The organism is Koromonas humicola, from assembly GCF_059726255.1.
The window spans coordinates 4,387,311-4,401,502 of sequence record NZ_AP040873.1 but is presented as its reverse complement, the minus strand read 5'-3'; the positions used below and the strand labels follow the sequence as shown (position 1 = coordinate 4,401,502).

8 protein-coding genes are annotated in these 14,192 nt (G+C 56.1%); 3 read left to right on the top strand and 5 right to left on the bottom strand.

Going from position 1 to position 14,192, the window contains the following annotated elements; genetic code table 11:
- Positions 1–27: 27 nt before the first annotated feature.
- Both AC6IZD_RS19155 and AC6IZD_RS19150 read right to left on the bottom strand, forming a co-directional pair.
- Positions 28–858, bottom strand: a complete 831-nt coding sequence (locus AC6IZD_RS19155) for a fumarylacetoacetate hydrolase family protein (protein ID WP_497785283.1) — start codon at positions 856–858, stop codon at positions 28–30.
- Entirely contained in the window at positions 855–1,955 is a 1,101-nt protein-coding gene (locus AC6IZD_RS19150) for a fibronectin type III domain-containing protein (protein WP_497785282.1), read from the bottom strand. The genes AC6IZD_RS19155 and AC6IZD_RS19150 overlap by 4 nt, the downstream gene beginning before the upstream one ends.
- Positions 1,956–2,095: 140 nt before the next feature.
- Between AC6IZD_RS19150 and AC6IZD_RS19145 the strand changes: the two genes are divergently transcribed.
- Together AC6IZD_RS19145 and AC6IZD_RS19140 are read left to right on the top strand one after the other, a co-directional pair.
- A complete protein-coding gene (locus AC6IZD_RS19145; protein ID WP_497785281.1) occupies positions 2,096–4,555 on the top strand; it encodes a M1 family aminopeptidase in 2,460 nt (819 codons plus the stop codon).
- A gap of 143 nt (positions 4,556–4,698) precedes the next feature.
- The gene (locus AC6IZD_RS19140) at positions 4,699–7,122 is read left to right on the top strand and encodes a M1 family aminopeptidase (protein ID WP_497785280.1); all 2,424 of its coding nucleotides are present in this window, start codon (positions 4,699–4,701) and stop codon (positions 7,120–7,122) included.
- A gap of 59 nt (positions 7,123–7,181) precedes the next feature.
- On the opposite strand, the gene AC6IZD_RS19135 is transcribed toward AC6IZD_RS19140, so the two are convergent.
- Together AC6IZD_RS19135 and AC6IZD_RS19130 are read right to left on the bottom strand one after the other, a co-directional pair.
- Entirely contained in the window at positions 7,182–7,655 is a 474-nt protein-coding gene (locus tag AC6IZD_RS19135) for a methylglyoxal synthase (protein ID WP_497785279.1), read from the bottom strand.
- A gap of 45 nt (positions 7,656–7,700) precedes the next feature.
- Positions 7,701–10,157, bottom strand: a complete 2,457-nt coding sequence (locus AC6IZD_RS19130) for an LPS-assembly protein LptD (RefSeq protein WP_497785277.1) — start codon at positions 10,155–10,157, stop codon at positions 7,701–7,703.
- A gap of 297 nt (positions 10,158–10,454) precedes the next feature.
- Between AC6IZD_RS19130 and AC6IZD_RS19125 the strand changes: the two genes are divergently transcribed.
- Entirely contained in the window at positions 10,455–11,654 is a 1,200-nt protein-coding gene (locus tag AC6IZD_RS19125) for an RDD family protein (RefSeq protein ID WP_497785275.1), read from the top strand.
- 66 nt (positions 11,655–11,720) lie between these two features.
- Here the strand turns inward: AC6IZD_RS19125 and AC6IZD_RS19120 are convergent, their stop codons facing one another.
- Positions 11,721–13,991 carry an APC family permease gene (locus AC6IZD_RS19120; protein ID WP_497785274.1) on the bottom strand — a complete coding sequence of 757 codons (2,271 nt, stop codon included), beginning with the start codon at positions 13,989–13,991 and terminating at the stop codon, positions 11,721–11,723.
- Positions 13,992–14,192: the final 201 nt, after the last annotated feature.

Here is a 14,192-nt window from a genome sequence, read left to right as displayed (position 1 = left end):
CGCTTTCGGGTGACAAAACCAGCTCAATCACTCATTGACCACTGCGTTTCGCAATGTTCCTATTCCTTCGACTGTAACCTCGACGACGTCTCCGGCCTGAATTGGCCCTACACCTTCGGGAGTTCCTGTCGCGATCAGGTCTCCGGGCAAAAGTGTGCAAAATTGTGAGATGTGATGGATGATGCGATCAATGTTGAACATCATGTCTCGAGTGTTCCCGTCCTGCTTAACCTCGCCATTGACCCGTGTCTGCACGCTGATCCCCTTGGACGTGTCCAGGTCAGTATCGACGACTGGCCCGAATGGGCAGAACGTATCGAATCCCTTGCTCCGCGTCCACTGGCCGTCAATGTTTTGCAGATCGCGCGCGGTTACGTCGTTCACTACCGTGTAGCCGAGGATGTAATCCTTGGCGCTCTCGCCTTCTTTCATCTTGTGGCAGCGGCGTCCAATGATGACTCCCAACTCGCCTTCGTAATCAACGCGCTTGCTCAACTTGGGGCGAACGATCTCGCCACCGGGCGCGAGCAGCGATGAAGGAGGTTTGCTGAAGATCAGAGGCTCCGTCGGCATGTCATGATTCAGTTCGCGGACATGTGCGGCATAGTTCCGGCCCACGCACATGATCTTGCTGACAATAGGAAAGGGCGTCAGCAACTTGGCTCGATCCAGCGGGAATGGATCATCGATCTTCTTGCCCGATCCGACCTCCGGCATCACGATCTGTTCCGGAACCCCAACACTGCTCACCTGCATTTGCGGGACTCCCAGTTCGCTCACAATGCAGTCGTGACCGTCGCGCGTTTCCACGAGACCAAACCGGGATCCTTCCATTCCTAAGAAGCGGCAGAACTTCATCGAACCTCCAAAGGCACCGACTCTTGCGCCGGGGCTGATTGCGCGCTCTGATTGCCGCGCAGATCTACGGCAGAGACTGTGTAGTAGTACTTCTGCCCAGGATGAACATCGTCATCGCGCCACGCAGGAGCCTTGACGGGGGTGCCACCAGAAACGACCACATAGCCCGACGAGGCTGTGCGTCGATAGACAATGTATCCAGCCAAGTCGCTCTCCGTGTCGGGCGCCCACGTAAGGTCGATGAAGGGCTTCTGGCCCACGCTGCTGAATACTGCCTGCAAGCCACTCGGAACTGTTGGCGGGAAAGTGTCATGCACGGTGAGATGCACCGACTCACTATCATCGCCTTCCACCTCAACTGGAGGACGGCCTTCCGCAGACGCGAGCATCGTTACTGCCGTGATCTTGTAGTCGTACTGCTGCTCCCATGCGAAGTTGCTGTCGCGAGCCTCGCCTATTCCTGGGTGATAGGGCAGCTCGGCAACGATAGTGAAATCACCCTTGCCGCGGATTTTGCGATACAGCCGCAGTCGATACAAAGCTCCCGCCGAAGCAGCAGAAATTGGACTCGCATCCCACTCCAGCAACGGGCCTTGGGCATCGAGTGTGGCACGGAAATGCTCCGGCGGAGGAGGCGTGGATACCAAAGATGTGCGCACCTGGTTTGACAGTCCCGCCGAACGCCCACGGTCATTGAATACCACCACCGCATACGTTGCCTGATTCTTTGCGTCCACAATCCTCGATGGCAACACATCCTCAAATGACACTAACGGACGTCGCTGTGACGAAGCTAGCGAAACGAGATCGGTAGTATTGATCTCCTTCACCGGTTCGCCGCACTCGTTAATAGGGAATTGATTCAGCACGCGGCAAATTCGCGTTGTGGTCGGCCAATGTATTTGCTGATGGTCAGTGGTTTCAGTCGGAGGCGACCAGGTCAGCAGCACGCGATCGCCTTTGCGCGTAATAGACAGGTTGTCCACTGCAACAGGAAGACGCAGTGAAGGAGGCAGAGGTGCGCCTGGCGCTGCGCATCCCGTGGCAAGCGCAAGTGCGCAACCACACACCCCGAGCAGTAAAGTATGGATCTTCATCAGAACGGTTCAGCGTAACAGAAAACACCAAACCTCTGCAGCCGGCATTCCGTAATGGGAGTTTCCAATCGATTTGTCATTCAAATCAGCTACTTTGGACGCATAATTTCCACGTCGCTTCTCTCTAAAGGGAATCTCAAATGAAAGCTTCGTTACGCGCCTCGCTGATCCCCATAGTTCTGCTTATCGCCACCGTCTGCTTCTCTTCCGAAGGCGCTGCTCCAGCTCCCAACTCCGACCCCATATATGCACAGCTACGCCATGTGCAGATTCAGGGCAAGGGATATGAAGTGCACAATCTGCGCATAGTTCGCGATGTTGGAACATTCGAGCTGCGCAGCGGAACGGTATGCTTGCTCTCACCCGTACAGGGAATGATCACCGGAGCCGTATTCCGTGGTGATGGCACGTTCACCTTGCAGAGCATGGATCCAAGAGAACAGAACCAGATGAAAGCTCTTTCGGGCGGCCCCGGGGTGACCGAGGAGGTTGAGAAGCTAGTGCTGCGATTTTCCGATGGCAGCGGCGAGGAAATTGCCCGCTCCACATCGGTCAAACAAACGAGCGTGGGCTGTGCCACGGACCTACTCGAAGATTCTCAGAAAGAAACTCGACTCCCATTGCGCTACAACGTCAGTGGCCGTCTCCTCCAGCCCGTGTTGGCCGCAAAACCTGACGGGTTCTTTCTGGCCTTCATCAATGGACGCAAGTACAGCAATCGCATGATCTTCGTCATCGACCCGCAAGGAGTGCCGAAATTCCTCACCTATGGCGAGCGGTCCACGTCGCCAGAGGTGGAGGTTTACCCCGATCAGGTTGCGATGTTCACCTACAGCGATCTGAAGTTTGGCGTCTGGTATGGCGGCAAGCTCACGCAGCATCCCGCCAACACTGCCGACGCGAGTGAGGTTGGACCAATCAGCATTGCGCATCAGAACCTTGAGGTTTCCATTGAGCGAAGCGGCTTCCTGGATGGCGTTGCAACCACTACATTCACGTCCAACGTCGATGGTCTGCGTGTGATTCCCTTTGACCTCTATTGGAGACTGCGCACCAAAAGCGTGAGCGACGTCTCGGGTACGCATCTGCCGTGGATACAGGAGGACATGCACGAAGACATGCAGTATTTCGTGATCCTGCCGAAGCCATTGGCCAAAGGAGAAAAGTACACCGTTGTAACCGCCTACGCAGGCAAAGACGCCGTCTCTCACGAGGGCACAGGAAATTACTATCCCCGGGCACGCGAGAACTGGTATCCCACCACGCACTTCGGCAAGTACGCCACGTACGAGATGACGCTGCGAATTCCCAAGGGCAATACGATGGCAGCCACCGGAACGCTCGTCAGCAGCAAAAACGAAGGCTCGCAAAACGTCTCCGTATGGAAGAGCGATGTTCCACTTTCCGTTGCGGGATTCAACTTCGGTGACTTCAAGCAGGAAAGCGCTACGCTGGATAAGCTCGGGGTCACCGTAGGAAGCTACGTGAACAAGGAACCGCCCGACATTTTCAAAGAGCTCACCGCGGTGCGAGTGGCAGTGAGGGGAGCGCCATCGCTCGGCGGCAACGAAAACGGCGTCTCAGAACTGGGCACCATGAGTACCACCCCTCTGCTCAAGAAAGCCTTGGCCGAAGCACAACTCGCCACCACTCTCTACACCGACTACTTCGGCCCCATGAGCTACAAAGACGTGCGCGTGACGCAGCAAACGGCCATGAATTATGGCCAGAGCTGGCCCGAACTTGTCTTCATGCCCATCACCTACTTCCTCGACACCACTCAGCGCCATGCTTTCGGATGGAACGAGAACAACAGCTACTTCCGAACCGTGGAACCGCATGAAGTCGCGCACCAGTGGTGGGGGCACACCGTCGGCATTGACTCCTATCGCGATGAGTGGATGGACGAGGGCTTCTCAGAATTTTCCGCCTCTCTTTTCGTGCAGATCGTCCGCAATAATCGGCAGGAATTCCTCGATTTCTGGAAAGACGAGCGCCGATTGTTGCTGGACAAGAATGAGTTCGGCATTCGGCCTGTGGATGCCGGACCGCTCTCGATGGGCAGACGGCTCAACAGCGGAAAGCAAGGCTATAACCTCTATCGCGACGTTATCTACACCAAGGGAGCATATGTCCTGCACATGCTCCGCATGATGATGTACAACCAGCAGACCGGTGATGCCGATTTCAAAGCCCTGATGCGTGACGTGGTCCACACTTACCAGAACAGACCGATGAGCACCGAGCAGTTCAAAGCCATGGTCGAGAAGCACATGTCACCCGCGCTCAACGCCACAGGCGACGGCAAGATGGACTGGTTCTTCAATGAGTGGGTTTACGGTACCGAGGTTCCTGGTTATTCGACAGAGTCCTCGATTGAGGGCGGTGCAATCACGATCAAGATTACGCAGTCTGGCGTCAGTCCTAGTTTCCGCATGATCGTGCCTGTGTACTTTGAGTTGAGCGATGGTCGAGTCGGTAAGTTTGGACAGATGCTGCTGGTCGGCAATCAGACCCTCTCGCAGAGCATTCATCTCGGCAAGACTGTCCCGAAGCGCCTGTTTATCAATTACAACTACGATGTGCTGAGCAAGAATTAAAGTTTCATTCCGCTCACGGCCGCTCCCGAACTTGGGGGCGGCTTTTTCGTACCCATAGCGCCTTTCATGTTGTGTTTTCTGGTCGCAATCCAGCTACTTTGCAGGGATAATCTCGTTGTCGTTTTCTGCAAAGGAATATGCGAATGAAACTTTTGCTTCGCAGTATGTTGTCGGCTCTTCTTCTGATCTCATCCACTACGTTTGCAGTTGAAAACACTACCCCTGCGGCGAATTCCGAGCCTGCGTATGTGCAACTCCGGCATATCCAGGTCTCTGGTGAATCGTACGAAATCAAGAATGTGAAACTCGTGCGCGATGCAGGCACTTTTGAGCTGCGCAGCGGAACTATCTGCCTCCTCGCCCCCGTACAGGGGATGGTCACCGGTGCCGTGTTTCGCGGTGATGGCACATTCACGCTGGAGAGCAACGACCCACGCGAGCAGAAGCAGATGAAACTGCTCACCAACGGCCCCGGAATCAGCGAGAATTTTGAGAAGCTGGTCCTGCGTTTTGCCGATAACACGCCGGAAGAATTGAAAGCTGCGCTCACGACCAAATCGTCAGGCGGGTGCTCTGTCGATCTGCTGGAAGAAAACCAGAAGTATCTGCGCACCGAGCTGAAGTACAACCTTGCCGCGCGGCTCCTGCAACCCGTTCTCTCTGGACATCCGGATGGCTACTTCTTCGGCTTCTTTCAGGGCCAGAAGCTCGGCAAGCTTGGATTCCTGGTTGATCCACGCGGGGTTGAGTTCGGAGAGCTCCAGCCTGAAGAAGTCGCGCTTATCGACTTCGCGGATTCCAAGTCAGGCATTTGGTACGGTGGGCACCTGCTAACCGAGCCTCACGATGGCTGGAAGGTGAAGCACACATCGCATGAGACCGGCTTCATAAAGCCCGTCAGCCACAAGATTGATGCAACGATTGATCGTGGTGGGCAGCTTTCAGCCACTACCACCGAAACGTTCACGGCACAGGTGGATGACCTCCGAGTGGTTCCGTTCAATCTCTTCACCAAGCTGCGCGTTTCCAAGGTGACCGATGCCAATGGCGCGCCGCTGAGCTGGATTCAGGAAAAGCACGAAGAAGACGGAGACTACTTCGTTGTCTTGGCCAAACCGGCCAAGAAGGGCGAGCAAGTCGTCGTGACTTCGACCTACAACGGCAAGGACGCCGTGCGCCGCGAAGGTGATGGCAACTATTACCCGGTTGCGCGCTCCACCTGGTATCCGAATACTCACCTCGGTGACTTCGCTCAATACGACATGACGCTGCGCGTTCCGAAGCGCCTGACCATGGCCGCAACTGGGAATCAGGTCAGTCAGAAGGAAGAGAACGGCCAGAATGTCACCCAGTGGAAGTCCGACGTGCCGCTCTCGGTTGCAGGGTTCAACTTCGGCGAGTTCAAATCCGAAAGCGTCAAGTTGGAGAAGCAGGGAGTTCAGGTCACAGCGTTCGCAAACAAGGAAATCCCCGACAGCTTCAAGCAACTGCAGTTAGCTGTAGAACACCAGGACGACAGGTTTGGCCAAGTAGGCGCCAATGGGGTCGCGCTCGGCACGATGAGCACCCTCCCTATGCTGAAGAAGTCTCTGGCTGAGGCGCAGCTCTCGGTGCAGTTGTACTCCGACTATTTCGGCCCGATGTCCTACAAGACTCTAGAGGTTACACAGCAGACGGCAGGCAACTACGGCCAGGCGTGGCCCGGACTCGTGTTTCTGCCAATCTACTACTTCCTTGATACCACCACCCGTCATCAGCTCGGACTTGACGATCTGAAGGGGCAATACTGGAAGGTAGTCGAGCCCCACGAAGTCGCGCACGAATGGTGGGGCCACACCGTCAGCTGGACCGGATACCGCGACCAGTGGATGAGTGAAGGGTTCGCCGACTTCTCAGCATCGCTGTTCGTGCAGTACGTCCGCAATGATCGCAAGGAATACCTGCAGTTCTGGAAAGACCTGCGCGACCGCATGGTTGAGAAAGATCAGTATGGTCATCGCCCCATCGACGTGGGTTCCGTCACCATGGGCTATCGCGTCGCGACCGGCAAAGTGGGTAACTGGACCGGACAAAACGTGATCTATCCAAAAGGCGCCTATATCCTGCACATGCTCCGCATGATGATGTACGACAACAAGACCGGCGACGCGAACTTCAAAGCGATGATGCAGGATTTCGTGAATACCTACCGTGACAAGTCCGTTAGCACCGAGGACTTCAAAGCCATGGTTGAGAAGCACATGACTACATCCATGAGGCAAGCTGGCACCGGCAACATGGACTGGTTCTTCGATGAGTGGGTGTACGGCACCGAAATCCCCAGCTACTCGCTGGAGACGACCAGCGAAGCTGGCAATATCACCCTGAAGCTCACACAGTCTGGCGTCAGCCCAAACTTCCGCATGGTGGTGCCTGTGTACTACGAACTTAACGACGGACGTGTCGGAAAGCTTGGACAACTCTTACTCGTAGGCAACCAGACATTCACGCAGAGTATTCCGTTCAATGGCGTAATGCCCAAGCGCCTGCTGATCAATTACAACTATGACGTGCTGAGCGCAAACTAGCTCACGCGTCCCAAAACAAAAGCCGCCTCGGGTGAGGCGGCTTTTCCACTCCTTGAAGATCAATCTACGCTCGTGTCCGCAATGCGTCGTGTGCGGTATGCAGCGTAATCCGGCACTCTGCGCGGATATACCTCTGACAACAACGGCGAGGAGATCATGAAGTCAGCCGTAGCGCGATTGCCTGCGACGGGAATGTTCCAGACATTCACCAACCGCAGCAATGCTTTCACGTCCGGGTCATGCGGCTGTTGTTCTAGCGGATCCCAGAAAAAGATTAGGAAGTCGAGTTCGTTGCGCGAAATCATGGCGCCGATCTGCTGATCTCCGCCCAACGGACCGCTTTCGAGTCGGCTGATTTTCAGCCCTAGCTCCCGCTCCAGCAGAGCACCGGTTGTGCCGGTCGCATACAACTCATGCTCTCGCAGCATGCCAACATTGGTGCGCACCCAGTCATAGAGGTCCGCCTTCATGTGATCATGTGCCACAAGTGCGATCCTCTTCCTTGCCTGCAGCGGGACGGTAATGGTCTTCATTATCTTTGCTCCCGAATTGCCACCTGAAAGCCAGACGGACGGATTCTAGTACAGCCTCTCCTGCTTGCGCAGGTTACCGAACGTCGCAATGTTCGCCAAGCTGAATGCATAGCGGTACAGATTTTCGGTTCGAACGCCCGGTACGTCGATGCGTCTGAATTCGAAGCTAAGACCGCAGCAGTTCCAGTTGTAACTGCTCTGCGCCGCCGTGTATTGCATCAGGCCATAGTTTTGGTCGTAGCCCGTGCTGAATCCGCCTGAGAAACCGCGCTTGTTCGGATGCCCATACCCCACAAGCATTCGGATCTGGTTGAACACAAGCGGCTCGTGACTGATCGTTTCCGTGTTCGCGGGAACGTGGAAGAAGGAATGGCTAGCGCCAACGAAGTATTCCCCGAAACGATACTCCGCGAACGTCGCACTTGAATTTATGCGGCCTCGAAGCGTGTCGTAATCCAGTTGCCATTGCACATCGGTATTGGCCGAGGTCTGGATGCGGAGCTTGCTCACGACCGGGCTCCAGTTGCGCGGGGCGTCCAGGAACGCAATACCTGTCAAATCCACGGTGTTCGTGTATACGTTGCGACGCCCTGGTACGAGAGCGTGCCCAAACCGCGCATCGACATAGTATTTTTGCCGCACTTCCCAGCTCAGCAGTTCGCGAGTCTGCTTGCTCTCGTCCTCGCAACGAGCACGTGCCGCTGTCATTCCCGGAATGTAAGCCGTGTTCCCTGTGCTGCTCGAAGGCGCTGCCTTGCCCGAAGCCTGAGGCGGAACCTGCTCATCGGGTTCGCATCCCGGTTCGTGATGCGTGGAGCGGCGATGGCCATAGATTCGCTGGATGATGTCGTACTCAAACTCATTCGTGTCGCTCAGCACGTCCATGGCGTCGAAACGAATGATGTTTTGGAAATGCTCGATGCCGCTCGTGTAGCGATACGTCAAACTCGGTTCGATGACGTGCTTCAGACGGCGGCCCAGGACCTCGCGATTGAAAACTCTCTCTATCGCGGGCGGCCTTATCTCGAATGAGGCTTCGAGGTCCCGGCGGTTCAGCGAGTTTCCACTGGCTACTCCAAGCGGATTGGTAGTCGTTGCTGAGGAGTTTTGTTGCGTGTAGAGCGTGTCGTGCACCGCGACTTCCGGACGCAGGTCCCAGCCTTTCCATTCGATCGGCAGCGCAAGCCGTGGATGAAGATCTAGCCTACCTACCAGATTCGCAGTCACGAATCCCGGTTCGCTCCGTTGCAGACCGCCAATGCTGGCATCGGCACCCCAGACCAATCGCGAGCCTCCGACTGATCGATCCAGCGCGTTAGCCTCCACCACGGGCAGGTGCAGAATCTTGATCTGGTTCGAAAACGAGTTGGTCGTCTTGTCCTGATAGAAATTCTGATAACGTTGCGCGGTGGCATTCAAAGAAAACCCGGCCAGGTTGTGAGACGTGAACACAACCGACTTCACTTCCGAATTCACTGCCTGAGTATAGGTCTGCGAAAACGCCTGCCGGAACAGGAACGAGCTCAGGTATTCCACATCTGCTGCCGAGCGCCAGTGGTCGCGACTAGTTTCACCGATCAGCGTGACATCTTCGCCGCCCTGATCCTGGTGCGTTGACGGATCGCCACGATCGAGCACGCCGAAGTAGTGCATTTCGAGCGAGCTGTTCTCGGTTGGCCTCATTCTGAACTGTGCCGACTGACTCCAGCCACGAGAAGAGAAATACTCTGCACCAACCGTGAGATCGCTCGAACGGTTGATAGCCCAATAGAATGCCTCACCAATCGTGATTCCTCTGGCATTCGTGTTTCCAAAAGACGGCAGCAGGAAACCACTGGTACGCGCCATCTGGGTCGCCGGAGCCTGCACATAGGGTAAATAGAAGATCGGCAGCTTCATCAGCCTGAAGCTCGAGTGGTAGAGCTTCGCATCCTCGCCAGCAACCACTTCGATCTTCTGCGCGTTGAATGTCCAAGTCGGCGTCGGCTCCGCGCAGGACGTGACGCTGCCGTGCAGCACAACGTAGCGGTCGCGATCAACTTTCCGAACCTCTTTTCCCGCGATTACAAAAGGATTGCTCGTGGTTAGCACCACCGTGCGGCCCCTCGTCACGGCGCCAAAGGTCCCGGCCACATCGAAAAACGTGCCCGTCTCATCCTTCACGTTGTAGGTCGCGTGCCCCGCAGTCAAGTGAGCGTCGTGCGGACCGCCTTCGAAAACCACGCGCCCTGTCGCCTCTACCGCGCCAGTGGCGTCGTTATAAGTAACGTGCTCAGCCCGTAAAATGTAGCTCTGATACGAGATTTCGACGTCACCATCGAGTTTGTAAACATCGCCCTGCTTTTCCTGTTGCTGCGCCTTGATCGTCACCTCTTGTGAGGGAAGCGGCGCGAGGGTGGAGTTGGAAGATGCGATGGGCAACTGACTGGTAAATGCCAGCGGTGCCAAGAACAGGTGACTTACGATCGTGACTGTGATAATTCTCAGAATGCGAAGGGTCATCGGGATGCGTTGTACTGATCCATGTGGCGCGGAAACCGCCTCGGTTGCACGTTAGCACGCGAGAGGCTCCGCCACAAAGTCTAACGATTCGGAATTCCCTTTCGCACGCTCTGGTGTTTTCCAAAATTCGTCATGGAATGTCCGCTCTGCGGTACACCGTGCACGTGCTCCGTGCCTTCCGTGGCCGCGCGAAATCTCAACCCGCGCGGCGCCCTCACCACATCAGAATCTGTGGACAGATTAGCTGTCCCCAAATCATCTGTGGTAGTCAAGGCCACAATGGACGCAGCTCACCCAATGGATCATCAGTTTACAGACGATCGTTATCATGCACCCCAGTCGGGAGCGGACGAGGCCTGGCGTGCAGAACTCGCCTCACGCGTAACCAGCTATCGGCGACGGAAGGCCAAGATTGCCACGGATGCGGCTCCCGCGTTAGATTTCGGTCCAACCGGGCAAGGCCCTGTGCCACAAGTTGGGGCGCGCGAGGTACAAGAGCCGCCACGCCTCCAGACCCGTGCCACTGCACCTTCGGCTCGCAACGCCTTTGATACGAACTACTATCGTCGTCTCAATGCCGAATCGCTGGCGCAGAGCAGTCTTCCCATCCCCGTATCGCTTGGAGCCACGGCTGCTGCCGCTGCGCCTGCACGGGAGCTGGAACCCGAGACTCAGTCTGTTGCAGCCGACGTTGCCGAGCCAGAGGCTGCTTCGGAAGTCGCGTTGGATCTGGAGATTCGTCCGGAATCGCCCGAAGAGGCGCTCCTGAATGACATCCGCATCTCCGAGCCTGCTCCGCAGGCCGAGCACGAACCCGAGCCAGTATTCGAGCCGGAGGTTGAGGCAGAGTTGCCGCCGCCAGCTCCGCAATGTAACGTGATTGTCTTCAGGCGTCCGCTGCTGGAGCCCCCATTGGCTCCGCAACCGTCGCGGGATGAACTCGCGGAGCCGATCAGCAATCGTCCGCGCATTCTCGAGGTGCCGGAGGACATCATGCCGCCTGTGCAGGGCTCGCTGTTCCCGGAGATTCGACTCGATGCGGACGAACAGGAGTCCAGCGCACCACGCGAACCTGAAATTGAAGTACCCTTGCGGGTCGCACTCATTTCCGAGCGCTTCTTGGCTTCACTGACCGATCTGGGATTCGTGGCTGCAGGCGGTGCAGCATTCGCCGCGATGGCATTCCGGGCTTTGCCCGACGTTCCTCATGCAAAGACATTCTGGATGATGATGCTCGCCGTAACTTTCGTCCTCTGGGCGGTCTATCAGCACCTTTTCCTGCTTTACGCTGGTCGCACACCGGGCATGAAGATGCGAGGCATTCGCCTCAGCACTTTCGACGGCAGCATTCCTCACTGGAAGCAGCGCTCGATGCGTGCGCGCTTCGTTTTCATTTCCTTTGCCTCGGTAGCTCTCGGTTTCTTATGGGCCCTGGTAGATGAGGACACTCTCTGCTGGCACGACCGAATTTCGCAGACGTTTCCCACGTCTGATTAGTTTCCGTCGAACGCAAAACAGCGCGACCGTTTGGTCGCGCTGTTCGTTTCTGAGCACTTATCTCGTCTAGTCCAAATTGAGTTCGTCGTCTGACTTGTGCATCTCCTGCTTCAGCAACTCCGTAATCTGCTCGCGCTGTGGTCCGTGCAGCCTTTCCTGCAACCGTTCCAGCGCCATACCCACAATGTGGTAATGGTGCAGCGAGGCCAATTCTGGATCGGCGCTCAACTCCAGCCAGATCTTGTGCAGCAGTTCGAGGTCCTGGTCGCGCAACCGAGGCGTGTGCGGTCCCAGGTAGAACTCCTGCATCGTATGATCCGGGGCGTGAATTTCCAGCACGATGTTCGGACGCGGTTCCGGCAGCCGCTCCCAGGCATCGCCCGTCAGCTTTCCCTGTTCATCCAACGTAAGCCGGTTCGAAAGCCCACACACAATCCGGCATGACTCAAGCCGCGCCGCCGTTTGCAGAATAGCGTCAAACACATTGCCCGACGGAACCACCATCAGCGACACATGCTTTCCCTGCTTTTCTGCCAGTTCCACGACCTTCGTAAATAACTGCTGCTCGTATTCTTCGAACAACTCATCTGTGTCAATTTTGGCGTTACCGCTGAATGTGTGCTCGCGGTGGTAGATGCGCGCCGTCATCACCACCACGTCCTGCTTTGTGGTGTCGGTGATTTGCAGAACAGTATTCAGATAATAAAGGTTGCGCGGATCTCGGATCGCCACAAGGATATTGCCTGGCCGAACACGCATTTCTTCACGGTCGACCAGCGGCTGTTCGCTGACCCTGAACTCCTCGCGCATCTCCTTATGCCCGTGGCGCTGCGTATAGCGTTCCGACAGCGTAAAGATGACGAGGAACAGAGCCGAGAACGTTACACCGCTGATTGTCGCCAGTGGCTTGGTCATGAAGTTAACCAAGGCGATCATGAACAGGAATATGGTGACCAGTCCCAGTCCAACCGGAATCTCGACTCCGGCGATCTTGGGATTCAGAGGAACTTTGAACTCGCGCTTCTGCTTGTCTTTATAACGAAGAACCGCCACTGACAAGCCATTGAACGAGAAGCTCCAGACCACGCCGAATGCGTACAGGCCAGCCAGGATGTACACGTTGCCGCCCGTCGCGATGATCGTAGCCAGTTGCAGGATCACGATCATGTTGATAATGCGGAAGCTCGTTCCGTAGTGCTTATGCGGTTTGCGGAACCACGGCGTGAGGACGCCATCTTCGCTGATTCTGTTGAGAACGCCGTTCGCTCCCACGATCGCCGTATTCGCTGCACCCGACAAGATCAGCACGCCCACCATTACGACGAACGCCTGGAACACGAGCTTGAGCGCGTAGGGCCCAACCATGTACATGGCCAGACCCGAAATCAGGTTGGCAAAGTACTGCGGGCGAACGTCGTCCGGAATGATCATCACGGCGAAGAACGAGACCAGCGAGGTGAATGCAAGGCTGAACACCAGAATGACGATTCCAGCCTTGATCAGGTTCAGCAGCTTCGGGTGCTCAATTTCGCGATTGACCTGCGCTAGAGATTCCTCGCCGCTCATTGCCAGCACAGAGTGCCCGAACCCGACCAGGAACATGATGAAGGGAATCTTGCTCAACCACGATCCATACAGCCAGCCCAGGGACTCGTGATCGAGTTTCATCGTGCCTGCAGAGGGAAGTGGAGGCAGATGCGCACCGTGTTTGATGATGGTGATCGTGCACCAGATAATCAGGATCACCACCATGGTCGAGGTGATCTTCATGATCTGCAGAGCTTTGCCACTCGACTCGTGAATGCCTTGCGTGTTCTTGCGCCAGAAGTAGATCGTTACGGCGCACCCGAAAGCTGCCGAAATCCAGTTGGTCTCGCGCGGACTGATGTTGATCGGGTGTCCGAAGTGCCCCGCAGTATCGACAATCAATCCAATCAGGTATTGCCCTGCTGAAACGCCGCTGATTGGACCCGTCAAAACATAGTCAAACAGCAGTGCGGAAACCGAGAGCTTCGCAAGCCAACCGCCCATGGCCTGCTTCACAACGCGGTACACGCCGCCTCGCGTGTACATGGCGCTCGACTCGATATAGATCATTCTCACGGCGGTGCTGAACAGCATGACCGCGAGTACAAACCACGGAGCGCTCTTGCCAATGACCTTTTCGGCATCGCCACCAACGTAAAAGGCGGACGAGCCCAAATCAGCAAGCACGATGGCAGCCGCTCTCCAGAAGGAGATAAAGCTGAGCATCACCGTAGTGGCTACGAATACTTTGATCGCCGGACGCTTGCTGGCGCTCTCCGTAGCAGAATTCAGGTTCCCAGGCGTTCCCATAGTTGTCTCGGCGAGCCTGCTTGAGCTAGATGCTCTGAATGCGGCTCGTGCTTTCGCTGATTTGATCTATTTCAGAGATGACTCGGCTTCGGACAACCGGACCACGTTGTCCCTTTCCAAACGCCTCTGCCTTGGCGATGATCGATAAGGGTGGCGCAGCTAAAAAGTAAGAGTCAGCCTCTAACTGAGGCCATGCTTCGG